This is a genomic window from Geodermatophilus sabuli (assembly GCF_900215145.1).
In the GTDB taxonomy this organism is placed as follows: Bacteria; Actinomycetota; Actinomycetes; order Mycobacteriales; family Geodermatophilaceae; genus Geodermatophilus; species Geodermatophilus sabuli.
In genome coordinates, this window is sequence record NZ_OBDO01000008.1 from 191,050 (window position 1) to 216,514 (window position 25,465).

General features: G+C 75.1%; 26 protein-coding genes. 9 read left to right on the plus strand and 17 right to left on the minus strand.

Features of this window, described 5'->3' with window-relative positions; translation table 11 throughout:
• Window positions 1-63: 63 nt before the first annotated feature.
• The 3 genes from CRP39_RS18030 to CRP39_RS18040 all read left to right on the plus strand — a co-directional run bounded on the left by CRP39_RS18030 (window position 64) and on the right by CRP39_RS18040 (window position 3,575).
• Window positions 64-1,014, plus strand: coding sequence for a S1C family serine protease (locus CRP39_RS18030; RefSeq protein WP_097207754.1), 951 nt, complete (start codon window positions 64-66; stop codon window positions 1,012-1,014).
• Window positions 1,015-1,107: 93 nt separating this feature from the next.
• Entirely contained in the window at window positions 1,108-2,040 is a 933-nt protein-coding gene (locus tag CRP39_RS18035; protein ID WP_097207755.1) for a GGDEF domain-containing protein, read from the plus strand.
• 134 nt (window positions 2,041-2,174) lie between these two features.
• The gene (locus tag CRP39_RS18040; RefSeq protein ID WP_097207867.1) at window positions 2,175-3,575 is read left to right on the plus strand and encodes an FAD-dependent oxidoreductase; all 1,401 of its coding nucleotides are present in this window, start codon (window positions 2,175-2,177) and stop codon (window positions 3,573-3,575) included.
• Between the two features lie 3 nt (window positions 3,576-3,578).
• Here CRP39_RS18040 and CRP39_RS18045 read toward each other — a convergent pair whose 3' ends face one another.
• Window positions 3,579-4,391, minus strand: a complete 813-nt coding sequence (locus CRP39_RS18045; protein ID WP_097207756.1) for an SDR family oxidoreductase — start codon at window positions 4,389-4,391, stop codon at window positions 3,579-3,581.
• 245 nt (window positions 4,392-4,636) lie between these two features.
• On the opposite strand from CRP39_RS18045, the gene CRP39_RS18050 reads away from it, so the two are divergent.
• A complete protein-coding gene (locus CRP39_RS18050) occupies window positions 4,637-5,281 on the plus strand; it encodes a dihydrofolate reductase family protein (RefSeq protein ID WP_097207757.1) in 645 nt (214 codons plus the stop codon).
• Window positions 5,282-5,359: 78 nt separating this feature from the next.
• On the opposite strand, the gene CRP39_RS18055 is transcribed toward CRP39_RS18050, so the two are convergent.
• The 7 genes from CRP39_RS18055 to CRP39_RS18085 all read right to left on the minus strand — a co-directional run bounded on the left by CRP39_RS18055 (window position 5,360) and on the right by CRP39_RS18085 (window position 13,003).
• Complete coding sequence (locus CRP39_RS18055; protein ID WP_097207758.1) at window positions 5,360-6,574, minus strand: HNH endonuclease signature motif containing protein; 1,215 nt, start codon at window positions 6,572-6,574, stop codon at window positions 5,360-5,362.
• 362 nt (window positions 6,575-6,936) lie between these two features.
• Complete coding sequence (locus CRP39_RS18060; RefSeq protein WP_097207759.1) at window positions 6,937-7,119, minus strand: hypothetical protein; 183 nt, start codon at window positions 7,117-7,119, stop codon at window positions 6,937-6,939.
• A 117-nt stretch (window positions 7,120-7,236) separates the two neighbouring features.
• Window positions 7,237-8,166 carry an ABC transporter permease gene (locus tag CRP39_RS18065; protein ID WP_097207760.1) on the minus strand — a complete coding sequence of 310 codons (930 nt, stop codon included), beginning with the start codon at window positions 8,164-8,166 and terminating at the stop codon, window positions 7,237-7,239.
• Entirely contained in the window at window positions 8,163-9,251 is a 1,089-nt protein-coding gene (locus CRP39_RS18070; protein ID WP_097207761.1) for an ABC transporter permease, read from the minus strand. The genes CRP39_RS18065 and CRP39_RS18070 overlap by 4 nt, the downstream gene beginning before the upstream one ends.
• A 55-nt stretch (window positions 9,252-9,306) precedes the next feature.
• Complete coding sequence (locus CRP39_RS18075; protein WP_097207762.1) at window positions 9,307-10,920, minus strand: ABC transporter ATP-binding protein; 1,614 nt, start codon at window positions 10,918-10,920, stop codon at window positions 9,307-9,309.
• Complete coding sequence (locus tag CRP39_RS18080) at window positions 10,917-11,948, minus strand: BMP family ABC transporter substrate-binding protein (RefSeq protein WP_097207763.1); 1,032 nt, start codon at window positions 11,946-11,948, stop codon at window positions 10,917-10,919. The genes CRP39_RS18075 and CRP39_RS18080 overlap by 4 nt, the downstream gene beginning before the upstream one ends.
• A 44-nt stretch (window positions 11,949-11,992) precedes the next feature.
• A complete protein-coding gene (locus tag CRP39_RS18085) occupies window positions 11,993-13,003 on the minus strand; it encodes a helix-turn-helix transcriptional regulator (RefSeq protein ID WP_097207764.1) in 1,011 nt (336 codons plus the stop codon).
• Between the two features lie 94 nt (window positions 13,004-13,097).
• Here CRP39_RS18085 and CRP39_RS18090 point away from each other — a divergent pair, with 94 nt between their 5' ends.
• Window positions 13,098-13,622: a DinB family protein gene (locus CRP39_RS18090; RefSeq protein ID WP_097207765.1), complete on the plus strand. Its 525-nt coding sequence runs from the start codon at window positions 13,098-13,100 to the stop codon at window positions 13,620-13,622.
• Between the two features lie 55 nt (window positions 13,623-13,677).
• On the opposite strand, the gene CRP39_RS18095 is transcribed toward CRP39_RS18090, so the two are convergent.
• From CRP39_RS18095 to CRP39_RS18120, 6 genes are read right to left on the minus strand one after another with little or no spacing between them, the layout of a single operon-like run.
• On the minus strand, window positions 13,678-14,901 hold the full coding sequence (locus CRP39_RS18095; RefSeq protein WP_216359799.1) for a vWA domain-containing protein: 1,224 nt from the start codon (window positions 14,899-14,901) through the stop codon (window positions 13,678-13,680).
• Window positions 14,894-15,841 (minus strand): AAA family ATPase, encoded by a 948-nt coding sequence (locus CRP39_RS18100; RefSeq protein ID WP_097207766.1) that lies wholly within the window; start codon window positions 15,839-15,841, stop codon window positions 14,894-14,896. The genes CRP39_RS18095 and CRP39_RS18100 overlap by 8 nt, the downstream gene beginning before the upstream one ends.
• Window positions 15,825-16,721: an XdhC family protein gene (locus tag CRP39_RS18105; protein WP_097207767.1), complete on the minus strand. Its 897-nt coding sequence runs from the start codon at window positions 16,719-16,721 to the stop codon at window positions 15,825-15,827. The genes CRP39_RS18100 and CRP39_RS18105 overlap by 17 nt, the downstream gene beginning before the upstream one ends.
• Complete coding sequence (locus CRP39_RS18110) at window positions 16,721-19,114, minus strand: aerobic carbon-monoxide dehydrogenase large subunit (protein WP_097207768.1); 2,394 nt, start codon at window positions 19,112-19,114, stop codon at window positions 16,721-16,723. Before CRP39_RS18110 ends, CRP39_RS18105 begins: the two co-directional genes overlap by 1 nt.
• Complete coding sequence (locus CRP39_RS18115) at window positions 19,111-19,641, minus strand: (2Fe-2S)-binding protein (RefSeq protein WP_097207769.1); 531 nt, start codon at window positions 19,639-19,641, stop codon at window positions 19,111-19,113. The genes CRP39_RS18110 and CRP39_RS18115 overlap by 4 nt, the downstream gene beginning before the upstream one ends.
• A gap of 2 nt (window positions 19,642-19,643) precedes the next feature.
• Window positions 19,644-20,537 (minus strand): FAD binding domain-containing protein, encoded by an 894-nt coding sequence (locus tag CRP39_RS18120; protein ID WP_097207770.1) that lies wholly within the window; start codon window positions 20,535-20,537, stop codon window positions 19,644-19,646.
• Window positions 20,538-20,657: 120 nt separating this feature from the next.
• Here CRP39_RS18120 and CRP39_RS18125 point away from each other — a divergent pair, with 120 nt between their 5' ends.
• On the plus strand, window positions 20,658-21,617 hold the full coding sequence (locus CRP39_RS18125; RefSeq protein ID WP_143426693.1) for a LysR family transcriptional regulator: 960 nt from the start codon (window positions 20,658-20,660) through the stop codon (window positions 21,615-21,617).
• Here CRP39_RS18125 and CRP39_RS18130 read toward each other — a convergent pair.
• The 3 genes from CRP39_RS18130 to CRP39_RS18140 form a co-directional block, all read right to left on the minus strand.
• Window positions 21,614-21,856 carry a hypothetical protein gene (locus tag CRP39_RS18130; RefSeq protein ID WP_143426694.1) on the minus strand — a complete coding sequence of 81 codons (243 nt, stop codon included), beginning with the start codon at window positions 21,854-21,856 and terminating at the stop codon, window positions 21,614-21,616. The genes CRP39_RS18125 and CRP39_RS18130 overlap by 4 nt on opposite strands.
• Window positions 21,857-21,883: 27 nt before the next feature.
• The gene (locus CRP39_RS18135) at window positions 21,884-22,210 is read right to left on the minus strand and encodes a hypothetical protein (RefSeq protein WP_097207773.1); all 327 of its coding nucleotides are present in this window, start codon (window positions 22,208-22,210) and stop codon (window positions 21,884-21,886) included.
• A gap of 74 nt (window positions 22,211-22,284) precedes the next feature.
• Window positions 22,285-23,229: a hypothetical protein gene (locus CRP39_RS18140; protein ID WP_097207869.1), complete on the minus strand. Its 945-nt coding sequence runs from the start codon at window positions 23,227-23,229 to the stop codon at window positions 22,285-22,287.
• A 368-nt stretch (window positions 23,230-23,597) separates the two neighbouring features.
• On the opposite strand from CRP39_RS18140, the gene CRP39_RS18145 reads away from it, so the two are divergent.
• The 3 genes from CRP39_RS18145 to CRP39_RS18155 are packed head-to-tail and all read left to right on the plus strand — an operon-like array spanning window position 23,598 to window position 25,458.
• Window positions 23,598-23,939 carry an ArsR/SmtB family transcription factor gene (locus tag CRP39_RS18145; protein ID WP_097207774.1) on the plus strand — a complete coding sequence of 114 codons (342 nt, stop codon included), beginning with the start codon at window positions 23,598-23,600 and terminating at the stop codon, window positions 23,937-23,939.
• Window positions 23,936-25,057 carry an ACR3 family arsenite efflux transporter gene (arsB, locus tag CRP39_RS18150; RefSeq protein WP_281253789.1) on the plus strand — a complete coding sequence of 374 codons (1,122 nt, stop codon included), beginning with the start codon at window positions 23,936-23,938 and terminating at the stop codon, window positions 25,055-25,057. The genes CRP39_RS18145 and arsB overlap by 4 nt, the downstream gene beginning before the upstream one ends.
• Window positions 25,054-25,458 (plus strand): arsenate reductase ArsC, encoded by a 405-nt coding sequence (locus CRP39_RS18155; RefSeq protein WP_097207775.1) that lies wholly within the window; start codon window positions 25,054-25,056, stop codon window positions 25,456-25,458. Before arsB ends, CRP39_RS18155 begins: the two co-directional genes overlap by 4 nt.
• The last annotated feature ends 7 nt before the right edge of the window (window positions 25,459-25,465 follow it).

Consider the following 25,465-nt stretch of genomic DNA (forward strand, 5'->3'; position numbering starts at 1 on the left):
GCGAAGGGGCCCCGGACCGGCGTTCACTGGGAGGCGTAATCGTGTAAGCAAGGAGGCGGCCCCATGTCCCTGGCCCCCGATCCCGACACCGCGGCGCTGGACGCCTACTCCCGCGTCGTCACCGCCGTCGCGGCCGAGCTCACGCCGCACGTGGCGGCCCTGCAGGTCATCGGCCCCGACGGGCGCGGCGGCGCCGGCTCGGCGGTCGTCGTCCCCGGGGACGGACTCATGCTCACCAACGCCCACGTCGTCGGCGGCGCGCGGCACGGCCGGGCGGTGTTCTCCGACGGCAGCGAGGCCGACGTCGACGTCGTCGGCGCCGACCCGCTGTCCGACCTCGCCGTGGTCCGCGCCCGGACGGCGACCCCGCCGCCGGCGGAGCTGGGCGAGGCCACCGAGCTGCGCGTGGGCCAGCTCGTCGTCGCCGTCGGCACCCCGCTCGGGCTCGCCGGCTCGGTCACCGCGGGAGTGGTCAGCGGGCTGGGCCGGTCGCTGCCCACCCGCGACGGGCGGACGGCGCGCGTGGTGGAGGACGTGATCCAGACCGACGCCGCGCTGAACCCGGGCAACTCCGGGGGCGCGCTGGCCGACTCGGGAGGCCGGGTGGTGGGCATCAACACCGCGGTCGCCGGCTGGGGGCTGGGGCTGGCGGTCCCGGTCAACGACACGACTCGGCGGATCGTCGGCGCGCTGGTCCACGACGGCCGGGTGCGCCGCGCCTACCTGGGACTGGTGAGCACTCCCGCACCGCTGCCCGCCCCGCTCGCCGAGCGGACGGGACGCCGGCGCGGCCTGCGGGTCGTCGACGTCGTCCCCGGCTCCCCCGCCGACCGGGCCGGGCTCAAGGCCGGCGACCTCGTGCTCGAGGCCGGCCGCCGCCCCGTGGCGGAGGCGCAGAGCCTGCAGCGGCTGCTGTTCGAGGACGCCATCGGGCAGCCCCTGCCGGTCACCGTCTCCCGGCGCGGGGCGATGGTCGACGTCATCACGGTGCCCACGGAGCTCACCGGCGGGTGACGCCCGTCTCCCCCGTTCGGGGGCCGCCGTGACCGTGCGCTCCAGAACGTCACCGGTCCGGTCGATGCTGTGCCGGACGAGACGGGGAGTGACATGCACGGGGACCGACCGGGGGGCATCGCGCTGCTCGCGCTGCTCTACGCCATCAGTGGCGTCCTCTGCGGCCTCGGCGCGCTGAACCCGGTGGCCCCCGACACCCCCGTCCCGCTCATCTGGACGCTGTCGGCCGTGGGCTGCGTGGGCGCCGCGGTGCTGTACGTGCACCGGGACCGGCTGGGCTGCCGCGCCGTGCACGTCGCCGTCGCCGTCATGTCGGCGCTCATCGCCGTCCTGGCCTGGCGGTCGGTCACCGCCATCGGGATCGTCGGGCTGGGCCCCTCCATGGTCGCGGTGGGGTTGTTCTCCGCCCACCACCTGAGCCGCAACGCGGCCCGGGTGCACGTGGCGTTCCTCCTTCTCGCCTCGAGCGCCGGCGCGCTCGCCGCGACGCCGTCGGGCTTCCTCATGCCGTGGCTGACCCTGACGGTGACGGTCGCGGTCGTGGCCGAGGCCCAGGCGCGGATCGCCGGGCAGCTGCTCCGGGCCGCGGGCACCGACCCCCTCACCGGGCTGGCCAACCGGCGCGCGTGGGAGGCGGAGGCATCCCGGAGCCTGGCGCACGCCCGGCGCACCGGTGAGCCGCTGACGGTGGCGCTGATCGACCTGGACGGCTTCAAGATCGTCAACGACGAGGAGGGGCACGGCGCCGGCGACGCCCTGCTGCAGGCGCTGGCGCGGTCGTGGAGCGCGGAGCTGCGGATGGCCGACCACCTCGGCCGCTACGGCGGGGACGAGTTCGTGCTGTGCCTGCCCGGCACCGACGACGCCCGCGCCGAGGACCTGCTCACCCGGCTGCGGGCCAGCCACCCCGCCTCGTGGTCGGCGGGTACGGCCACGGCCCACCCCGGGGACACCCTCGAGCACCTCCTCCTGCGCGCCGACACCGATCTCTACCGGCACAAGCGGCGCAGCGGCCGCACCGCCTGAGGGCGGACCTCCGCTCCGCACCGCCCCCGCAGGGCCGGACGGGGGTCCCGCGACGTGGCCTGACGGGGTCCTACGCCCCTGTCCGCCGCGGAGTCCCCCGGCGCACGGTGGCCGGATCGGTCAGGGAGGTCGGCATGGTGGCGATCGTGGTCTGTGGCGGCGGGGTCATCGGACTGTCGACGGGGATGATGCTGGCCGAGGACGGGCACGACGTGACCGTCCTCGAGGCCGACCCCCGGGACCCGCCGGCGACACCGGCCGAGGCATGGGAGGACTGGCGGCGCGACGGCGTGGCCCAGTTCCGCCAGCCGCACAACCTGTTCGCCCGCTTCCGGGCGGTCGCGGACACCGAGCTGCCCGGCCTGACCGACGGGCTGCTGGCGGCCGGCTGCACCTGGGTGGACTACCTCGACGCGCTGCCGCCGTCGATCGAGGACCGCACGCCGCGGGACGACGACGACCGGATCAGGTTCGTGACCGGCCGCCGCCCGGTGACCGAGGCGGTCGTGGCGACGGCCGCCCAGGAGCACCCCCGGCTCGCTCTGCGCCGGGGCGTGCGGGCCACCGGGTTGGTGGCCGGGCCGTCCGCCGTACCCGGTGTCCCGCAGGTCGCCGGGGTCCGCACCGGGGACGGCGAGGTGCTCCCCGCCGACCTGGTCGTCGACGCGATGGGCCGCCGGACGCCCAGCGGGGACTGGCTGGCCGAACTCGGCGCTCGCCAGCCGGTCCTGGAGCGGGAGGACAGCGGCTTCGTCTACTACACCCGGTACCTCGCCGGGCCCGAGCGACCGCGGCGGATCGGCCCCGCGCTCGTGCCGCTGGGCAGCATCTCCGTCCTCACCCTGCCCGGGGACAACGACACCTGGTCGGTGACGGTCTTCGGGCCGACCCGCGACGCCCCGCTGAAGGCGCTGCGCGACCCCGCCACCTTCACCCGCGTGGTGGCCGCCTGCCCGCTGCAGGCCCACTGGCTGGACGGCCGGCCGATCACCGACGTCCTGGCGATGGCCGGGGTCCTCGACTGCCACCGCCGCCACGTCGTCGACGGCGAGCCGGTGGTGACCGGCTTCCTCCCGGTGGGCGACGCGTGGGCCTGCACCAACCCCTCCGCCGGCCGGGGGCTGTCGGTGGGGCTGGTCCACGCGCAGCTGCTCCGCGCCGTGGTCCGTGACCACCCCGACGACCCCGGGGCGCTGGTGCGCGCCTTCGACGAGGCCACCGAGCAGCGGGTCATGCCGTTCTACCGCAACCAGATCGCCGCCGACCGGGCCCGCATCGCCGAGATGGACGCGCTCCGCGCGGGCGTGGAGCCGCCGCCTCCGGACCCGGGGCAGGTGCTGCTGTTCACCGCCGCCATGTACGACCCCGACGTGTTCCGCGCGCTGATGGAGATCGTCACCTGCCTGGCCCTCCCGCAGGAGGTCCTGTCCCGCCCGGGCATGCGGGAACGGGTCGCGCGCTTCGCCGGCGCACCGGCTCCGCCTCCGACGCCCGGGCCGGACCGGGCCCGGCTGCTGGACCTGCTGGCCGGTTGACCGTCAGGGGCGGCGCCAGTCGTCGGTGGTCATGTGGGAGCCGGCCATCGGGCCCATCTGCAGCATCCCGCCGTCCACCGCCCAGGACGCGCCGGTGACGTACCCCGCCGCCGGGGAGGCGAGGAAGGCGACGACCGCGGCGACCTCCCGCGCGTCGCCCGGCCGGCGCAGGGGGACGCCGGGCCGCTCGTGCCCCGGTGCGGTGGGGTCCTCGTCCTCCTGGCCGGTCATCGGGGTGGCGATCTCCCCGGGGGCGACGGCGTTGACGGTGATGCCGTGCTCGGCCAGCTCGATCGCGGCGACCCGGGTGAGCAGGCCGAGGCCGCCCTTGGCCGCGCAGTAGGCGGCTGCCCCCACCCGGGGCTGGTGTTCGTGGACGCTGGTGATGTTGACGATCCGCCCCCCGCGACCGGCCGCGACCATGCGGCGTGCGGCGCGCTGCAGGCAGAGGAACGAGCCGTCGAGGTCGGTGGCCAGCACCTCGCGCCAGGTCGCGAAATCGGTGTCGAGGATCGCGCTCATGTGGCCGGTGCCGGCGTCGTTGACCAGGACGTCGACCCCGCCGAGGGCGTCGGCCAGCTCGTCGACGACGTCGGCGGCGGCGGGGAGGCGGGTGAGGTCGAGGTGCCGCACCTCCGCGCGCCGGCCCAGGGTCCGGACCTCCTCGGCGGTGGCCTCGGCCGCGGCCTGCTCGCGGTACCAGGTGATGCCGAGGTCGCAGCCGGCCTCGGCGAGTGCGACGGCGGTCGCGCGGCCGATGCCCGACTCCGACCCGGTGACGATGGCGACCCGGGACCCGTCCGCGCGCTCGGTCATGCCAGTCAGGCTAGGAAGGGTCGGCGCCCGCCGCAGGCCGGCAGCGGCACCCGCCACCGGTCGGTCTCGTGAACGCCACGACAGGCGTCGCGAGGACGCTGACCGCGGGGCGGGGTGGGGTGGTGACCGGTGCACCAGGCGAGCGGTCGACGAGGACGGAACCGGGTGCCGTCGCAGCGATGAGTTCGCCGGGTGCCCGCAGGTCTACCTCCCGACCGGGACGACCGACTCATCGGGAGCAGGACATGGGCCTCATCCACATCGAGCTGTTCGCCACCCTCGACCTCGTCGGGCAGGCGCCCGGCGGCCCCGACGAGGACCCGGAGGGGTTCACGTTCGGCGGGTGGCAGGCGCCCCTGCTGGACGAGGTCACCGGGGCGCAGATCGGTGCCGCGTACGAGGGCACGGACGCCCTCCTGCTCGGCCGGCGGACGTACGACATCTTCGCCGCCTACTGGCCGCACCAGGAGGGCGGCGAGGACGACGAGATCGCCACGCTCTTCAACAGCGTCCCGAAGTACGTGGCCTCCCGCGGCAGACCCGACCTCTCGTGGGCCGAGTCCACGCAGCTCGGCCCGGACCTGGCCGGCGCGGTCCGGGAGATCCGGGACCGGCACGAGCACGTGAAGGTCGTCGGGAGCCTGGGCCTGGTGCAGACCCTCCTGCGCGAGAAGCTCTTCGACCGCCTGGACCTCTGGGTGCACCCGGTCGTGCTCGGCGTCGGGAAGAAGGTGTTCGACGGTGGCGCGGTGCCCACGAACGTCACGCTGCTCGAGCCGCCGGTAGCCGGTCCGAAGGGCACCGTGTACCTGCGCTACGGGCTCGCTGACGGCACGCCCCGGACGGGCGACATGGGCGCTCCCGACCGCGGCGCCGGTCACGACGGCTGACAGTGAGGATGTAGGCGGACGGGCCCCGGCGGCCGACCACCCAGGTGGGGCGTGCGGGGTGCAGTCAGGCGAGACGGGTCAGGCTGCGGCGGCGTGGAGCGGTGGGCCGAGGAGGATCTCGGTGCCGTCGGGGCGCCAGGTGCGCCATCGCCCGTCGGGTTGGCGTTCGACGCGGAAGCCGTGGTGGACCTTGGTGTGGTGCCGCTCGCACAACAGGGCGGAGTTGGCCGGGTTCGTCTCGCCGCCGTTGATCCACTCGAGCAGATGGTGGGCGTCGCACCAGTGGGTCGGGGCGCCGCAGCCGGTGAAGACGCAGCCGCGGTCGCGGTGCTCCACGGCCCGGCGCAGGTGTGGGGTGACCACCCGTTTGTCCCGGCCCAGGTCCAGCGGCACGCCCTCGGGGGTCATCACGATCCGGGAGATGCTCGCGTCGCAGGACAGCCAGCGGGCGCGGGCGGCGGAGATCCGCGCCCCGAAGCCCAGCTCCGCCGCGCCCGGCCCGGGCGCGGGATCGGCCAGGTCGTCGAGGTCGACGCGGACGACCACGTGCGGCTTCACCGTGCGCAGGATCGGCAGGCCCCCGGCGGCCAGGGCGTTGTCGCACAGCTGCACCAGGGCATCGCCCAGCTGCTGGGTGCGGGTGCGGATGTCGCCGGCGCCGCGGCCGGCCTGCACCCGCGACTCCAGGGCCGTGCAGAACTTCTCCCCACCCACGGCGTCGAGCTCGACTCGGGCGGTGAGGCTGCCGTCGGCGTGCCGGGCGATCGTCACCGACCGGCCCTCGGTGGGATCGGGTTCGCGCCCGTCGGGGTCCAGGCGGTCCAGGTAGTGCTGCACCACCTGCCGCAGATCGTCGTAGCTGCCGGTGGCGGCGACCTCGGCGAGCACACCGTCGACCTCCGCGAGCTCCACGCCCTGCGCCGCGGCGGCCGTCAGATGCTCATCCCGCGTGATCGGGGCGATCACCGCGACCCGCTCGGCGCTCACCGCACCCTCGGCGCACGCGGCCGCGACCGCCGGCAGCTGCGCCAACACCCGCCCGGCACGCACCACCCGCCCGGCCGCCGCCGACGACAGCCGCCCGTGACCCCGCAGCCACGACTGCATCGACTTCAACCCGTCGTACTCCGCGGCCCCGGTCACCTCGCACTCCCGCACCGTGCGGGCGATCTCCGCGGCGATCCGGTTCTGCGCGCTCAGCAGGCCACGCAGCCGATCCAGTAACTGCGGAGCCGCCAGTAGCGCCAGCTCGGCGCCGACGAGGGCATCCAGCTCCACCGCCACGCCGTCCACGACACCTCCCGCAGCCTTCGATCACCTGTTCGTAGTCTACCGCCACGAGAGGGCTGGAACCACATGAATCCGCAGGTCAAAGGCTTGTCCACAGGCCCCGGCAGGCGCTTGCGCCGCCGAGGAGAGCCTAGCCAGGCAAGCCGCCACAGGCGGCCGCGCGGTCATCGCGGGACACGAGACACAACTGGGGCCGGACGCGCACCGCCATCGCTGTCCTCACGGCGCACCGTGAGGACGGCCGACGCACCGTGAGGACGGCCGACGCGAGGCGAGGACCGCCCGGCGAGCGTCCCGTCCTCGGTGGGCACGTGTCGCCGCGGGCCCCACGGGAGTGCGCCGACTCCGTCGACGTCGGGTGGGGGTCAGGCGGCGGTGGCGAGGCGCTCGTCGAGCAGCGCATCCACCGACGCGCGGGCTTCCTCGACCAGCCGGGCGTTCTCCGCCGACGGGCAGTGCGCCTCCGCGCTGCGGGCCACGCCGAGGGCGATGTAGGCGACGGCGATCTCCAGGTCGAGGTCGTCGAGGCTGGTGACGGTGCGGGTCATGGCGGCCTCCCCGGGACGCTTCCCCGTGCTGGGACACCTCGCACGCTAGGCCGGGGGTACGACGGTTCCGGGGGTCCGGCCGGCACCCGGAGCGGGCGGCCGACCGGACCCCGGGACTCACGCGGTGCGGCTCTCCCGGTCGTAGTTGCGGCCGAGGAACGCCGGCACCCGCGCCCAGCGGAACGCGAAGATCATCACCAGCAGGGTGGCCACGTAGGGCACCACGAGCAGCACCTGGCTCGGGATGGCCACGTTCCCGACCTCGGCGCGCAGCGCGATGACGTCCATCGCGGCGAAGAACAGCGCGCCGGCGGCGATGAACTGCGGACGCCACCCGCCGAAGAAGGTCAGCGCGATGGCCAGCCAGCCGCGGCCGCCGACGATCCCCTCGGTGAAGGTGCCGGTGTAGACCATCGGCAGGTAGGCGCCGGCGACGGCCATGAGCGCCCCGCCGGCGGTCGCCGTCCAGATCCGTGTGCGGGCGACCGGGATGCCGAGGCTGTCGGCCGCCTTCGGGTTCTCCCCCACCGCCCGCAGGTCCAGGCCCGCCCGCGTGCGGTACAGGAAGAAGTACAACCCCACGGCGACCAGCGCGGCGAAGTAGACGAGCAGGTTGTTCGAGAACAGCACGGTGCCGAGCACCGGGATCTCGCTGAGCAGCGGGATCTCCAGCCGCGGCAGCGTCTCGATCAGCGGCTGCGCCCCCGACTGCCCGACCACCACCCGGAACAGGAGCCCGGCCAGCCCGGTCGCGGCGAAGAACAGCGCCAGGCCGATGACGAACTGGTCCAGTCTCAGGGACGTCGTCGCCCAGCCGAGCACGAGCCCGAACACCGCGCCCACACCGGCGGCGCACAGGATCCCGACCGTGTTGCTGCCGACGCCGTAGCTGACCAGGAAGCCCACCGAGGCGCCCAGCACCATGACGCCCTCCTGCGACACGCTGAAGACGCCGGCCAGGCCGCCCAGCATCGTGCCCAGCGAGGCGAGCAGGTAGGGCACCGTGGCGATCACGGTGAGCTGCGCCAGGGTCTCGAACTCCGTCATGCCACGGCCCTCCGCGCGATTCGCCCGGCGATGACGTCGGACAGGAGCAGGAAGATCAGGATCAGCGCCTCGATGATGAGGACCATCTCGGCCGGCACCCCGACCGTGCGCTGCATGGAGCTCGCACCGACCTCGAGGATCGAGATCCCGAAGGCCACCACCGGCACCCACAGCGCGTTCCCGCGGGCGATGAGCCCGACGATGATGCCGAGCAGCAGGTAGTTCGCCTGCATCCCCTCGATCGCCCGGCCGTGCACGCCGGAGACCTCGATCGCCCCGGCCAGCCCCGCGAGCGCCCCACCGACCACGAGGGCGACCACCGCCACCCGGCCGACGCGGATGCCGTTGATGGCCGCGGCCCGCGGGTTGGTCCCGGCCGCCCGCAGCTCGAAGCCGGCCGCCGTCCGGCGGGTGACGACGATGCTGGCCAGGCTCACCGCCACCGCCAGCAGGATCCCGGCGTGCACGCCCGGCGGGCCGCCCAGCACGGGCAGCTCGGCGGACTCCCCCACCGTCTGGGTGGCCGCGACGCCGGCGGCAGGGTCGGCCCACACCTCGGTGGCGGCGTAGTCCAGCACCTGGAAGGAGACGAAGTTCAGCAGCACCGTGCTGAGGATCTCGTTCACCCCGAACCGGCTCATGAGCAGCGCGGCGATCCCCGCCCACACCAGCCCGGCGAGCACGCCGGCCAGGAGCACCATCGGCAGCAGCAGGGCCGCCGGCAGGTCGGCGTAGACGATGCCGACGCCCGCCGCGGCGGTGCCGCCGACCAGCAACTGGCCCTCGCCGCCGATGTTGAACCGGCCCACCGCCAGCGGGATGGTGAACGCCAGCGCGAGCAGGACGACGGTGACCCACTTGGTGAGGGTCTCGGTGAATCCGAACGTCGTCTTGAACGACGTGGACAGGATCGTGGTGAAGGCACCGACCGCGTCGTACCCGAGCACCGCCATGACCACCCCGGAGACCAGGAAGGCCAGCACCAGGGCGAGCACGTAGGGCACCAGGTTCCGCAGCAGCCGCAGGCCGCCGTGCAGCGGGACCGGCGGCGCGTCGGTCTGCACCGGCACGGTGGGGGTGCTCATGCCGGGGTCCCCGCGGAGACGTGGGGTGCCGGCGGAGCGTCATCGTGGGTCGGGTTCATGCGTCCTCCCGGACGCCGGCCATCAGCCGGCCCAGTGCGTAGGCGTCGAAGTCCCCGCGGGCGCGCTCCCCGACCACCTGGCCGGAGTAGAGGACCACCATGCGGTCGGCGAGCAGGCTCAGCTCGTCGAGGTCCTCGGAGATGAGCACGACGGCGCAGCCGCGGTCACGGGCCTCCTCGACACGGTCGTAGACGAAGCGGGTGGAGCGCAGGTCCAGCCCGCGGGTGGGGTTCTGCAGCACGAGCACCGACGGCTCGCGCTCGAACGCCCGGGCCAGCACCAGCCGCTGGATGTTGCCCCCGGAGAGGTTCGCGGCGGGCGCGTCGGGCCCCGGCGTCCGGATGGAGTAGCGGTCGATGGTGCGCCGCGCGTGCTCGCGCACCCCGCGCCAGTCGATCAGCCCGGCCCGGCGGAAGGCGCTGCTGCGCTGGGAGCCGAGCAGCAGGTTGTCGGTGACCGACGCCGCGCCGAGGATGCCGTCACGGTGGCGGTCCTCCGGGACGTAGGCGACACCGGCGGACAGCCACCGCTGCGTCGGCCGGCCGGCCAGCTCGGTGCCGTCGACGGTCACGCTGCCGGACCGCACCGGGCGGACGCCGGCCAGCGCCTCGGCCAGCTCGACCTGCCCGTTGCCCGCGACGCCGGCCACCCCCAGGACCTCCCCCGACCGGACGGCGATCTCCAGGCCGTCGAGCGCCGGCACCCCGTGGTCGTTGTCGACCTCGAGCCCGGAGACGGTCAGCCGCACCGCAGAGCCGGCAACCGGGTGCTCCGGGGCGTCCGACGCGGCGGCCCCCACCGGGGTGAGGCCGAGCGCGGCGGCGACCTCGGTGGACTGCTCGGCGGCCAGCTCGCCCACCATGAGGCCGGCCACCCCCGCGGCATCGGTCTCCTCCCGGCGGACCGTGGTGAGCCGCCGTCCGTCGCGCATGACGGAGATGCGGTCGCAGATGGCCAGCACCTCGCGCACCTTGTGCGAGATGAACACGACGCTGGTGCCCTCGGCGACGATCTCGCGCAGGGAGGCGAACAGCGCGTCGACCTCCTGGGGCGTCAGGTTGGTCGTCGGCTCGTCGAGGACGACGATCCGCGCCCCGCGGTAGAGCACCTTGAGGATCTCCACCCGCTGCCGGGCACCCACCGACAGCCGGTCGGTGCGGGCCCGCGGGTCGACGGACAGGCCGAACCGGTCGGAGAGCTCGGCGATCCGCCGGCTCGCGCCGCGCAGCCCGCCGGAGCCGCCGCTGGTGCCGACGACCACGTTCTCCACGACCGTGTACGCGGGCACCTGGAGCAGGTGCTGGTGCACCATGCCGATGCCCAGGCCGATGGCGTCGCGCGGCGAGCGGACGTGCACCTCCTGCCCGTCGACCCGGATGGTCCCCGCGTCGGGCCGGTAGAGCCCGTACAGGACGTTCATCAGGGTGGTCTTGCCGGCGCCGTTGCCGCCGACGAGGCCGTGCACCTCACCGGCGGCCAGCTCGAAGTCGGCGTCGACGAGCGCCTTGACGGCCCCGAAGGACTTGGTCACGCCGCTCATCGACAGCGGCACCCGCCCCGCGGGCGCGGATGCCCCGTCCCCGGCCCGCGGCTGCTCCGCCGTCGTCACTCGACCGGGGTGACGTCGCGCTCGACCTCGATCTCGCCGCTGCTCAGGCCCGCGATCACCTCGTCGACCTGGTCCACGACCGCCTGGTCGACGCCGACCGGCGGCTGCAGCGAGATGCCCTGCTCGAAGGTCATGCCCAGGTAGCCGCCGGTCTCGCCGCCCTGCACCTGGCCGAGGATGTCGTCGAGCATGACCGAGAAGTCGTAGAGCACCGAGGTCAGGTAGTGGTCGGGGGCCAGGTCGGACTTGTCGGTGTACTTGGCGGTGATCCGCACCGCGCCGGCCGGCTCGGCCTTGACCGCCTCGAAGGCGCCGACCATGCCGAGGTTCAGCGAGCCGAGGACGACGTCGGCGCCGCCGGCGATCAGCTGGCTGGTGAACTGCTGGCCGCGGGTGGGGTCGTTCAGGTCGCCGGTCCACACGGGGGTGAGCGTCGCGGTGGAGCCGACGTCCTCCAGCGCCTGCTCGACGGCGTGCACCTCGGAGTAGCTGAACGGCAGGGTCGCCCCGCCGAGGTAGGCGATCTGCTGGCTCTGCGTGGTGGCGGCGGCCAGCACGCCCAGCGGGTAGAAGGCCAGGTGGAAGTTGCGGTCGAGGACCCAGACGTTGTCCGGCACGTCGGCCGGCTCGGTGTCCTGCTCGGCGATGAAGACGACGTCCGGCGCCTCCTCCGCCACCGCGACCGTGGCGTCGTAGAACTGACTGCCGTGGGTCCAGATGACGGTGTAGCCGTCGGCGACGTACTCGCGCAGGACCCGCTGCGCGTCCGGCACCGCCACGCTCTCGGAATAGGTGGTCTCCGCGCCGTACTCCGCCTCGGCCGCCTCCAGCGCCTGCAGGCCCAGGAAAGTGTAGTCGGCGTCGGTGGTCGTGCCGGAGAAGACCGCGGCGACCCGCGGGGCCTCGCCGTCCGCGGCGCCTCCGCCCCCGCCACCCCCACCTCCGCTGTCCCCGCCACAGGCGGTGGCGGTCAGGAGCAGGGCGGAGCACAGGGCGGTGGAGCGGAGCAGCACGCGGGCGGATCGCATGGACGGGCACCATCCTCGGTCGCACGGTCGGATGAGGGAGCCTGTCAGCCCGGCATCGCAGTGCCCTCGACACCGGGACCAGCCGAGACCGAATCGATACCGACCGCCGCGCGGCCGAACCGGCCCGCCCACTCTCCCAGGAGTTCACGCAGCTCCGGCGGGGTGACGACGGTGAACTCCGCGCCCAGCGAGCCGAGGGCGAACGCGGGCCAGTCGAGACTGTCGGTCTCCAGGTGCACCCGGCTGTGTCCGGGCCTCTCCTCGATCACCCGCGCCCAGCGGCCGATGCGGGCACGCACCCGGTCGGCCGGCGCCGCCACCAGCGCCTCGACGGCGACCGGCGTGGCGCGCGGTCCCGTTCCGGCGCGCACGAAGGCGGCGGCGTCCTCGGCCGGCAGCCGCCGCGGGGCGAAGCGGGCCCCGGTGGGCCGCGGACCGGTGAGCCGGTCGAGCCGGAAGCTGCGCCAGTCGCCGCGGCCGAGGTCGTAGGCGACCAGGTACCAGCGCCGCCCGAGCGAGACCAGCCGGGCCGGCTCGACCTCGCGCTCGGTGGGGGCGCCGTCGGCCGCGGTGTAGCCGAACGCCAGCCGCTCGGTGTCGCGGCAGGCCTGGGCGACGGTGGTGAGCACCTCCGGGTCGACGGCGGCCGCACCGTCGCGCCACGAGGCCGGCTCGGTCACCGTCCGCAGGGCGTCGGCCCGGCGGCGCAGCCGGGGCGGCAGCACCTGCACCACCTTGGTCAGCGCACGCACCGACGACTCCGCCGTCCCGGCGATCGCGCTCTGCGCCGCTGCCTGCAGGCCGACGACGAGCGCGACGGCCTCCTCGTCGTCGAGGACCAGCGGCGGCAGCACCGCCCCCGGCGCCAGCCGGTAACCGCCGTCCACCCCCGGCTGCGCCTCGACGGGGTAGCCGAGGTCGCGGAGCCGGTCGACGTCGCGCCGGAGGGTGCGCAGCGAGACGTCGAGCCGCTCGGCCAGCTCCGCCCCCGCCCAGTGCCGCCGGTTCTGCAGGAGGGAGAGCAGTCGCAGCGTGCGGTTGCCGGTGCCGGTCACGCAGTCAGATTCTCCTCCATTGCGGTCAGGAACTGACACCGATTCTCCGTAGCGTCGTCCTCGACGGATCTCCCGAGCAGCAGAGGCGGATACCATGACGAGCGCGACGAGCACCCTCACCGGCGAACGGGCGGACCTGCTGGAGGCCCTGGCCACGCACCGGTACTTCCTGCGGTTCACCGTGCAGGGGCTGACCGACGAGCAGGCCCGGCAGCGGACGACGGCCAGCGAGCTGACCCTCGGCGGGCTGGTGAAGCACGTGGCCCACACCGAGCGGAGCTGGGCCGACTTCATCGTCGAGGGCCCCGCCGCCATGGGCGGGCCGGACGACTCCGAGCAGATGGCGGCGTGGGCCCAGGAGTTCAGCATGGGCCCCGACGAGACCCTCGAGAGCATCCTCGCCTCCTACGAGGAGGTGGCCGCGCGCACCGACGAGCTGGTCCGCACGCTGCCCGACCTCGACGTCACGCAGCCGCTGCCCCAGGCGCCGTGGTTCCCGCCGAACGGCGTCCGCTCGGCCCGCCGGGCGTTCCTGCACATCGTCGCCGAGACCGCCCAGCACGCCGGGCACGCCGACATCCTGCGGGAGTCCCTGGACGGCCAGAAGACGATGGGTTAGGCCCCGTCCAGACGCTCGCCCCGAGCCTGCGAGGGGTGAGGGGGACGGGGTCCGCTCACCCGCGGACGGCGGCGGCGACCTGCTCCAGCGCGGCGAGGCTGTGCCCGCTGACGAAGGCGTCGCACAGCGGCAGCGCGGCCGCCATCCCGCCCACCAGCGGGGCGTAGCCCGGCGCGGCCTTGCGCGGGTTCACCCACACGATGCGGTGCGCCAGCCGGCGCAACCGCCGCATCGCCTCGGCGACGTCGTCCGGGTCGTCGGTGGCCCAGCCGTCCGACAGCACCACCACGACCGCCCCGCGGGCCAGCCCGCGGCGGCCGTGCGTGGCGACGAAGCCGCCGATCCCGGCGGCCAGGCGGGTGCCGCCGGCCCAGCCGGACTCCGTCGCCCCGGCCCGGGCGAGGGCCTGGTCGGGGTCGCGGACGGCGAGCTGCCGGGTGAGCCGGGTCAGCCGGGTGGAGAACACGAACGCCTCCGCCCGCGCCCCGGCCACCGCGCCCTGCAGCAGCGAGAGGTAGACGCGGGTGTAGGGCTCCATCGACCCGGAGACGTCGCACAGCAGCACCAGCCGGCGCGGCTGCGTCCGCCGGGCGGCGTGCACCAGCCGCACCGGGTCGCCGCCGGAGCGCTGCGCGGCCCGCACCGTGCGGCGCAGGTCCAGCCGGTCGGCCCGGCGCCGGCTGGGCCGCACCCGCCGGCTGCGCCGGTCCGGTGTGCTGAGCGCGATCCGGCGGACCAGCTCGCGCACCCCGGCCAGCTCGTCGGGGGTGAGGTCGGCGAAGGAGGTGTGCCGCAGCCGCTCGTCGGGCGAGGCCGCGGCCAGGACGACGTCCCGCCCGTCGTCGCCGCTCCCGTCGTCCCCGCTCCCGGCCGGCGCCGTCCCGCCCTGGGACTCCGCCGCGGGAGGACGGCGGTCCGGCGGGGTGGGCCGGGTGCGGGCTTCGCTGCCCACCGGCGGTGGCGCGGTGAGGTCGCCGCGGCTGTCGGCCGGGTCGAGCCGGCCGTCGAAGACGGCGGAGAAGACCGCGTCGAACACCGGCAGCTGGGCGCGGTCGGTGACCAGCGCGACCCGGCAGGTCCAGTACAGGGCGGCGCGGTCCACCGGGGGCACCAGCTGCAGGGACCGCGCCAGGCCGGCCGCCCGCTCCGGCGTGGTGGGCAACCCCGCGCGGTGCAGCGCGGTGGTCAACCCGACGGCCAGCGGGCCGGGCGCGACGGGCGGCGGCCCGGGCAGTGGCCCGGGCAGTGGCCCGGACGGCGGCCGGCCGGACTCAGGCACCGGCCAGCCAGGCCGCACCCCGCGTGCGGGCCAGCTCCTGGTCGTCGCGGTTCTTGAGCACCGAGCCCCAGGTCGCCGCCACCGCGGGCGGGTCGAGCCGGTCGACGCCGAGCAGGTCGAGGGCGGCCACCCAGTCGATGACCTCGGCGATGCCGGGTGGCTTGACCAGGTCCAGGCCGCGCAACCGCCCGACCGCGGCCGCGGCGGCGACCGCGAGCGGTTCGCTGCTGCCCGGGACCCGCCGGCGGACGATCTCGGCCACCCGGTCCGGCGCCGGGAAGTCGATCCAGTGGTAGAGGCAGCGGCGGGTGAGCGCGTCGTGCAGGTCCCGCGTCCGGTTGGAGGTGAGGACGACGACCGGCGGGTGGGCCGCGCGGACGGTGCCCAGCTCCGGCACGGTGACCGCGGCCTCGGCCAGCACCTCGAAGGTGAACGCCTCGAACTCCGCGTCCGCGCGGTCGATCTCGTCGAGCAGCAGCACCGCCGGCCGGGGCCCGGGGTGCTCGATCGCCTGCAGCAGCGGGCGCCGCAGCAGGTACTCGGGGCCGAAGAGGTCCTCCTCCCCCAGCGGCTTCCCGGACGCCTCCGCGAGCCGGATGCCCAGCAGTTGCCGCGGGTGGTTCCACTCGTAGAGCGCCTCGGCGGCGTCGATGCCCTCGTAGCACTGCAGCCGGTACAGGGGGGTGCCCAGCACCCGCGCCAGCGCCTTCGCCGCCTCGGTCTTGCCCACGCCGGGCTCACCCTCGAGCAGCAGTGGTTGCGGCAACCGGACGGCGAGGAACAGCGCGGTGGCCAGGCCCGGGTCGGCGAGGTAGTCGACGTCGTCCAGCGCGGCCGCCAGCGCGCCGACGTCCGGCACCCGGTCCCGGACCTCCTCCTCGGCCCCGGGCCGGGAGGCCGGGAGTGCCGTCCCCGGCCCGGCGTCAGGAGGCGGGGGCATACCGGGCCGGGTCGGTGAGGAAGGTGCTGCGGCACCCGTCGCAGCAGAACCAGGTCGTCGCCCCGTCGACGGTCACGTGCGGGCTGGCGTCGACGGCGGCGACGCTCATCCCGCAGACCGGGTCCACCACGCGGGCCGTCGCCGGGGTTCCGGGCGAGGGCGCGCGTGCCTCCGCAGCCCGCCGCTCGGCGACCACCTGCGCCCAGATGGACAGGGCGATCTCCGCGGCGGTGCGGCCCCCGATGTCCAGGCCGGCCGGGCTGCGCACCCGCGACCGCTGCTCGTCGGTCACGTCGAGGGAGGCGAGCACCGCCGCGCCGCGGATCCGGCTGGCCACCAGCCCGACGTAGGGGACGCCGAGCCGCAGCGCCGCGGTGAGCGCCGGCTCCTCGCCGCGGCCGTGGGAGGCGACCACCAGCGCCGCGTCGTCCGCCGCGGGGGCGGCGTCCTCCCCCGGCACCCGCTCGACGGCGAACCCGAGCGGCCCCCCTAGGGACGCCAGCGCCTCGGCGACCGGGCTGTCCCCGACCACCAGGACCCGCGGGGCCGGCACCCGCGGCTCGAGGAAGATCTCCACCGAGCCACCGGACAGGCACGGGTTGGCGACGGTGACCGCGCCCTCCTCGGCGGCGCCGGGTTCGGCTCCGGGCACGATCCGCAGCAGCAGCGGCTCGTTGGTCGACAGGGTCATCAACCCGTACTCGCGCACCGAGGACTCCGCGCAGGTGCCGCCGACGAACCCGTCGATGACGCCGTCGGCCCGGATCACCGCGGTGTCACCGGCGTGCGCGCTGGCCGGTCGCTGCGCGCGCACCACGGTGGCCTGCACGAACGGCACCCGGCTGCGCACCAGCTCCGTCGCCCGCTCGGTGACCGTCATCAGATCGGCGGGGTCGGCCGGCCCTGCATGGCCTCCCACACGCGGGCCGGGGTGCACGGCATGTCCATGTGCCGGACGCCGAAGGGCGCGAGCGCGTCCACGACGGCGTTGACCACCGCCGGCGGCGAGCCGACGGTCGCCGACTCCCCGATCCCCTTGGCGCCGATCGGGTGGTGCGGCGAGGGGGTGACGGTGTGCCCGGTCTCCCAGTCCGGCACCTCCATCGCGGTGGGGATGAGGTAGTCCATGAACGACCCGCCGAGGTTGTTGCCCTGCTCGTCGAAGCCGATGAACTCCATGAGCGCCATGCCGACGCCGTCGGCCAGGCCGCCGTGCACCTGGCCCTCGATGATCATGGGGTTGATCCGGGTGCCGCAGTCGTCCACGGCGACGAACCGGCGCACGTGCACCTTGCCGGTGCCGCGGTCGACGTCCACCACGCAGACGTACGCGCCGAACGGGAAGGTGAGGTTCGGCGGGTCGTAGGTCACCTCGGCGTCGAGGTTGCCGTCGATCCCCTCGGGCAGCTCGACGGTGCCGTGCGCGCCGAGCGCGATCTCGGCGATCGTCTTGCCGACCCCCGGGTCGCCCTTCACGTACCAGCGGCCCTTCTCCCACTCGAGGTCCTCGGGGCGGGTCTCCAGCATCGCCGCGGCGATCGCCCGCGCCTTCTCCTTGACCTTGCGCGCGGCCAGGGCCACCGCTCCCCCGCTGACCGGCGTGGACCGGCTGCCGTAGGTGCCCAGCCCGAACGGCGTCTGGTCGGTGTCGCCGTGGACGACGTCGATGTCCTCCGGCGGGATGCCCAGCTCCTCGGCGAGGATCTGCGCGAACGTCGTCTCGTGGCCCTGGCCCTGGCTCTGCACCGACAGCCGGACGACGGCCTTGCCGGTCGGGTGCACCCGCACCTCGGCGCCGTCGGCCATGCCCAGGCCGACGATGTCCATGTGCTTGCGCGGGCCGGCGCCGACGGTCTCGGTGAAGAACGACAGCCCGATGCCCATCAGCTCGCCGCGGGACCGCTTCTCCGCCTGCTCCCGGCGCAGCTCCTCGTAGCCGGCCATCCTCAGCGCCAGCTGCATCGTGGGCTCGTAGTCGCCGGAGTCGTACTCCCAGCCGGTCTTGTTCTTGTAGGGGAACTGCTCGGGGCGGATGAAGTTGCGCAGCCGCAGCTCGGCCGGGTCCATCTCCAGCTCCGCGGCGAGGACGTCGACCATCCGCTCCACCAGGTACACCGCCTCGGTGACCCGGAAGGAGCAGGCGTAGGCGACCCCGCCGGGCGCCTTGTTGGTGTAGACGCCGGTGACCGAGCAGTGCGCGGCCTGCAGGTCGTAGCTGCCGGTGAAGATGGAGAAGAAGCCGGCCGGGTACTTGGTCGGCTGGGCGGTGGCGTTGAACGCCCCGTGGTCGGCCAGCACCTGGGTGCGGACGGCGAGGATCTTCCCGTCACGGGTCGCCGCCACCTCGCCGCGCATGACGTAGTCGCGGGCGAACGAGGTCGACATCAGGTTCTCCGAGCGGTCCTCCATCCACTTCACCGGCCTGCCGGTCACGATGGAGCCGACGACGGCGAGGATGTAGCCCGGGTAGATCCCGACCTTGTTGCCGAAGCCGCCGCCGATGTCCGGGCTGATCACGCGGATCTTGTGCTCGGGGATGCCGGCCACCATCGCGAACAGCGTGCGGTGGGCGTGCGGGGCCTGGGTGGTCTCGTAGAGCGTGAGCTTGCCGTCGACCGGGTCGTAGTCGGCCACCGCGCCGCAGGTCTCCATGGGCGCGGGGTGCACCCGCGGGTAGACGACCTCCTCGCTGACCACGACCTCGGCGGCGGCGAAGACGGCGTCGGTCTCGGCCCGGTCGCCGGCCTCCCAGTCGAAGATGTGGTTGTCGGTCTGCCCCTCCTTGTCGTCCCGGATGACCGGGGCGCCCGGGTCCAGCGCCCGCCGGACGTCGACGACCGGCGGCAGCTCCTCGTACTCGACGTCGATGAGCTCGAGGGCGTCGCGGGCGGCGTACCGGTCGTCGGCGACGACGAAGGCGACCTCCTGGCCCTGGAAGCGCACCTTGGCGGTGGCCAGCACGGCCTGGACGTCGGCCGACAGGGTCGGTGCCCAGGCCAGGTTGAGCCCCTCGAGGTCCCGGCCGGTGATGACCGCGTGCACCTTCGGGTGGGCGAGGGCCTCGGTGGTGTCGATCGAGACCAGCCGGGCGTGTGCCATCGGCGAGCGCAGGATCGCGCCGTGCAGCATCCCGGGCAGCACGATGTCGTCGACGTACCGGCCCCGGCCCCGGACGAACCGCGGGTCCTCCTTGCGCTGGATGCGCCCGAACCCGATGGGCCGGTCGGCGGCGGTGGCGGCCGGGTTGGCCGGCCGCTCCGCGAGCTCGGTCATGCCGGCACCTCCTCGGCGGCGGGCGGGGCGGCCGGCGCGGGGATCGCCGGGGCCTCGGCGGCGGCCCCGGCCCCGTGCCGGGCGGCCCAGCGCACCGAGCGGACGATCGTCGCGTAGCCGGTGCACCGGCAGATCTGCCCGGAGATCGCCTCGCGGATCGTCTGCTCGTCCGGGTCGGGATCGCGGTCGAGCAGCGCGCGGGCGGTGAGCATCATCCCGGGGGTGCAGAACCCGCACTGCAGGCCGTGCTCCTCCATGAAGCCCTGCTGCACCGGGTCCAGCGTGGCGCCGTCGGCCAGGCCCTCGACGGTGCGCACCTCGTGACCCGCGGTCATGGCCGCCAGCGCGGTGCACGACTTCACCGGCTCGCCGTCGACCAGGACCACGCAGGTGCCGCAGTTGCTGGTGTCGCACCCCCAGTGGGTTCCGGTGAGCCCGAGCGTGTCGCGCAGGAAGTGCACGAGCAGCTGGCGCGGTTCGACGTCGCGGGTGACCTCGGCCCCGTTGACGGTCATCGTGACCTGCATGGTCAGCCTCCGGTGGTGGCGGTCAGGACGCCGGCTCCGGCGCGCGTGGCGGCGGAGCGGAGCACCCGGCGGGTGAGCTCGTCGGCGAGGTGGCGCTTGTAGTCGACGGGGCCGCGCTGGTCCTCGACCGGCGAGCTCGCGGCCGCGGCCAGTCGACCGGCCTCGGCGAACACCTCCTCGCTGGGGTGCGCGCCCAGCAGGACGGCGGCGGCGTCGACCGCGCAGCCCTCGAGGCCGAGCGCGGTGAGGCCGATGGTGGCGTCGGCGACGGTGCCGTCGTCGGCGAGCACGAGCAGCGCCCCGGCGGCGGCGACCGCCCAGTCGCCGACCCGGCGCTCGACCTTCTCGTAGGCGCTGCCCGAACGCGGCCGGATCGGGAAGCGCACCTCGGTGATCAGCTCGGACTGCTCGCAGGCGGTCTCGTAGGGGCCACGGTGGAACTCGTCCATGCCGATGACGCGCTCGCCGGCGCGGCCGGTGACGACGACCCGCGCGCGCAGCACGTCGCAGACGGTGGTGAGGTCCTCGGCCGGGTCGGCCTGCCCCAGCGACCCGCCGATCGTGCCGCGGTTGCGCACCACGGGGTCGGCGATGACCCGCTCGGCGTCGTGCACGATCGGGAACAGCTCCCCGACCAGCGCCGAGGACAGCAGCGTGGCGTGCCGGGTGAGCGCCCCGACGCGCAGCCAGTCACCGTCCCGGGTGACGTGGTCGAGCTCGGCGACGTCGTTGATGTCGATGAGCCACTCGGGCCGGGCCAGCCGCAGCTTCATCATCGGCAGCAGGCTGTGCCCGCCGGCGACGACGCGGGACTCGGGGCCGTGGCGTTCGAGGAGGTCCAGGGCGTCGGCGACGCTGGTCGCCCGCACGTAGTCGAAGGGGGCCGGTACCTGCACGGGGACTCCCGTCGGCGGAGGGGTCTCGACGGTGGGACCCCTGGTGGCGCAGGAGCTTGTGACCTGTCCCACAAGGCTGTCAAGATCGCGACAAGCGAATGGTTAAGAGGCCCCGTGTCCATGACGTTCACCCAGCTCCGCACCTTCGCGCTCGTGGCCGAGCTGGGGTCGCTGCGCGCCGCGGCGGCGGAACTGGGCGTGAGCGAGCCGGCGGTCTCCGCCGCGGTGGCGGCCCTGCGCGCGGACCTCGGTGACCCGCTGTTCCACCGTGCCGCCGGTGGCATCGAGCTCACCGCGGGCGGCCGCGCGCTCGCCGTCCGGGCCCGCGAGCTGGTCCGGCTGGCCGAGCGCACCCGGCGGGAGGTGACCCAGGCCGGGACGACGGGCCGGCTGCGGGCACTGGCCACCGCGGCCTGCGCCGAGCACGTCGCCGGCCCGCTGGTGGCCGCCTTCGCCCGGCGCTCGCCGCGCACCGAGGTGCACCTCGACGTCGTGCCGGCCGAGCGCACCGCCGCGGTCCTGGCCGACGACGAGGCCGACATCGTGCTGGGCGCCCGCCCCCTCCCCGCCCCGGGGCAGGCGGTCGACGCGGTGCCGTTCCTGCGCTACCAGCGGGTGGTGGTGGCCGCCCCGGGGCACCCGCTGGCCACCGGGCGGGGCCGGGTCCCGGTGGCCGAGCTGGGCCGGCACGCGTGGCTCGCGGGCCCGGCCGGCCTCGAGCCGGGCACCGAGGAGCGCCGGTGGGCGGAGCCGGCGGGTCCGGTGCCGCTGCGACGCCTGGCCAGGGAGGCCGAGGCGCTGGACGCCGCCCGGGACGGCGCCGGCGTGCTGCTCGCGCTCGGGCACGCGGTCCGGGACGACCTGCGGGCCGGCCGGCTGGTGCGGCTGCCGGTCGAGGGCACACCGGTGACGGGCATGTGGTGGGCGGGGGTGCCCGGCGAGGGCCGCGCGGCCGCGGGGGCGACCGCGCTGCAGCGCTTCCTCACCACCCCTGATGCCACCAGCGCGCTGCTGGCCGGGCCGGCTCCCCGCGAACGGGCCCGGCCGACCGTCCGCGTCGGCCTGTGGAGCCAGCCCTAGGCGCCCTGCGGGTCAGGGGCCGGCCGGTCACCCGGGGTCGCGGCCGGAGCCGCGCGTTCGGCCTGCACCTGGACCTCGATGTGCGTGGTGTGGGCGCGCGGGTCCCAGATCTCCTCGAACGGGGCCATCACCGAGCCGCCGATGCCGCGGCGACGGGCCCGGGCGCCCAGCCACGCGTAGCCGGCGGGGACGAGGAGCAGCACGCCGAGGACCTCCAGTGCCAGCACCACCTCGCCCACCCCGTCCACGGTACGGGCGCGCGCCGATCAGGTCTCCGGCTCGGCGGCGACCCGGTCCGACGCGCGGGCGCCCTGCTGCGACTGGGCGCCGCCGGAGACCCCCTCGGGCGCGGCCGGGCCGGAGCCGGTGCCGCCGCTCGCGGTGCCGTCGCCCAGCACGACCTGCCCCTCGGTCATCTCCGGGTCGCCCGCGCTGCGCTCGACCGGCGCCTCCCCGGACCGCGTCGCGGCGGGCCGGTCGTGCACCTCCTGGACCGAGCTGCCGCGCTCGGCGACCTCGATGGCCTCGGCGACGTCGGCGCCGCTGCGGGAGGGGTCGGGCGCGGTGCCCTCGGTGGCGGGTTCCTGGTTCACGGCTGGACCTCTCCGTCAGCGCGGCTGGGTGCGGCGCAGTCTCGACCCGCCGGCGCGGCGGGGCAAGGGGCGGTTCAGTCGTCGCCGCCCAGCTCCGCGAGGGACTCCAGCGCCCGGTCGCGGGCCGCGGCGGCCTCGGTCGCCTGCCGCTCGGCCGTGCGGCGGTGCCGCTCGGCCGCCTTCAGCTCCTCCGCGGTCTGCGCCGCCTCCCGTTCGGCGCGGGCCAGCTCGTCGGAGAGCTCCTCGACCCGCGCCTGCAGGTCGGCCCGGCGGGCGTCGAGGTCGTCGACCCGGTGCCGCTGCTCCTCGGCGGCGGCGCGCGTCTCAGCAGCGACCGCGGTGGCCTCCTCCGCGACCCGCCGGGCCGCCTCGAGCCGCTTCCGGCGCCGCTCCTCCTCCGCCCGGCGGGCCTCCTCCTCGCGGCGCCGGGCCTCCTCCTCGCGCTGCCGACGGCGGTCGGCGGCGTTCCCGCCGCGCGGCCGGGCGGGCATGGCCGGCTCCACCGGGCGGAACGGGGGCACCAGTCGCAGCGCCGGGCGCACCCCCGTCGTCCCCAGGCCGCTGTAGGACATCGGGGAGGTGAGCCGGGCCGACAGCAGCGCCTCCCCCGCCTCGGGGTCGGCCATGGCGGCCCGCAGCGTGTCCTCGACCTGCGCCTCCACCGAGCTGCTCACCCGGTGGCCGCGCTCGCGCGCGAGCGCGCTGGCCTGCCGGGTCAGGGCGGTGAGCAGTTGCGAGCGCTGCCGGTTGAGCGCCTTGAGGGAGTCGCCGGCGAGGTTCTCCTGCGCCTCGCGCAGCAGGCCGCCGAGCTCGACCAGGCCCTCGATCTCCTCCCGGTGCTCGCGCACGAGGAGGTTGCACACCCACGCGGCCGCCGACGGCTTGGGCAGCGCACCGATCGCCTTCGCCAACGGGCGGTCGCCGCCGCCCCTCGCCTCGTCCTGGCGCTGCTTGCGCAGCGCCGTGAACTCCTCGGGCGGCACCTCGTAGAGCTCGTCGGCGACGTCGTCGAGGTCCACGGGACCGACCCTGCCACGGCCAATCCCGTCCCGGTGGGTCAGCAGCAGGTGGCGACGCGGGCCCCCCGTCGTCCCGGGCACAGCAGCTGCCGTCGCCACCGACGGCGGAGAGCTCGAGAGCCGACTCCCCTCCAGGTCCGGCCGGGCGTCGCCGGTGACCGTGTAGACCTCCCACGGCTCGCCGCCGGGGCCGGTCACCCACACCTCGTCCTGGACGGCGTAGCAGCAGGTGGTCTGGACGGGACCTCCATCGGTCAGGACATCGACGGATGTCGGTGTCTGACACCAGGCCACCACCGGCCATCGACGTTTGTCAATACGATGAGCGTCGATATGATGGCGGCGACGTCCCGACCGGAGGAGATCCGATGAGCGACCCCGGCCTCGCCTGCTGCACGCCGCTGACCGGCACCGCCATGTCCGCCGACCAGGCCGAGCGGGTCGCCCCCCTGCTCAAGGCGCTGGCCGACCCGGTGCGGCTGCGCCTGGTCAGCCTGATCGCCTCGAGCACCACCGGCGAGGCCTGCGTCTGCGACCTCAACGACGCGTTCGACCTGACCCAGGCCACGATCAGCCACCACCTCAAGGTGCTGCACTCGGCTGGGCTGCTCGACCGCGAGAAGCGGGGCGTGTGGGTGTACTACGCGGTGCGCCGCGACGCGCTGGCCGCCGTCGCCGGGCTGTTCGATCCCGCCGCGGTGCCCGCGTGAGCGACGTGGTCGGCGAGACGGGGGTGGCGCCGGCTGCGGAGGCGCCGGTGCTGCAGCGGCTGTCCGCCCTCGACCGGTTCCTGCCGGTCTGGATCGTCGCGGCGATGGCACTCGGCCTGCTGCTGGGGCGGGCGGTCCCGGGGCTGGACGACGCGCTGTCGGCGGTGGAGGTCGGCAACGTCAGCCTGCCGATCGCCATCGGCCTCCTCCTGATGATGTACCCGGTGCTGGCCAAGGTCCGCTACTCCGAGCTCGACCGGGTCACCGGCGACCGGCGGCTGCTGGGCGCGAGCCTGGTGCTCAACTGGCTGGTCGGCCCGGCGCTCATGTTCGCCCTCGCCTGGCTGCTGCTGCCGGACCTGCCGGAGTACCGCGCCGGGCTGGTCATCGTCGGGCTGGCGCGGTGCATCGCGATGGTGCTCATCTGGAACGACCTGTCCTGCGGCGACCGGGAGGCCGCCGCGGTGCTGGTCGCGATCAACTCGGTGTTCCAGATCCTCGCCTTCGCCGCGCTCGGCTGGTTCTACCTGCAGGCGCTGCCCGGCTGGCTGGGCCTGGCGACGACGTCGGCGGAGTTCAGCGTCTGGGCCATCGTGCTGTCGGTGCTGGTCTTCCTCGGCATCCCGCTGCTGGCCGGCTTCCTCACCCGGACCGTCGGCGAGCGCCGGAGGGGCCGCGACTGGTACGAGGGCCGCTTCCTGCCGCGGATCGGCCCGATCGCCCTGTACGGACTGCTGTTCACGATCGTGATGCTCTTCGCGCTGCAGGGCGAGGCGATCACCTCGCAGCCCTGGGACGTCGCTCGCATCGCGCTGCCATTGCTGGCCTACTTCTCCCTGATGTTCGGCGGCTCCTTCCTGCTCGGGATGCGGCTGCGGCTGGGCTACGCGAAGACCGCCACGCTGGCCTTCACCGCCGCCGGCAACAACTTCGAACTCGCCATCGCCGTCGCCATCGGCACCTTCGGCGTCACCAGCGGCCAGGCACTCGCCGGCGTCGTCGGGCCGCTCATCGAGGTGCCGGTGCTCGTCGCCCTCGTCTACGTGGCCCTCTGGGCCGCGCGCCACTGGTTCCCCGGCGACCCCACCGTCCCCGCTCCCGGGAAGAGTTCCCGATGACGCCGTCGGTCCTGTTCGTCTGCGTGCACAACGCCGGCCGCTCCCAGATGGCCGCCGCCTGGCTGCGGCACCTGGCCGGGGACGCCGTCGAGGTCCGGTCGGCCGGCTCGCTGCCGGCCGACCGGGTCAACCCTGCCGCGGTCGAGGCGATGGCGGAGGTCGGCATCGACATCGCCGACCGGCGGCCGACGGTGCTCACCGGCGAGGCGGTCGAGGCCTCCGACGTGGTCATCACCATGGGCTGCGGCGACGCCTGCCCCGTCTTCCCCGGGAAGCGCTACCTGGACTGGCAGCTGGAGGACCCCGCCGGCAAGGGCGTCGACGCCGTGCGGCCCATCCGCGACGAGATCGAGGCCCGGGTCCGCGGCCTGCTGACCGAACTGTCGGGGACGTCACCGTGAGAGTGCT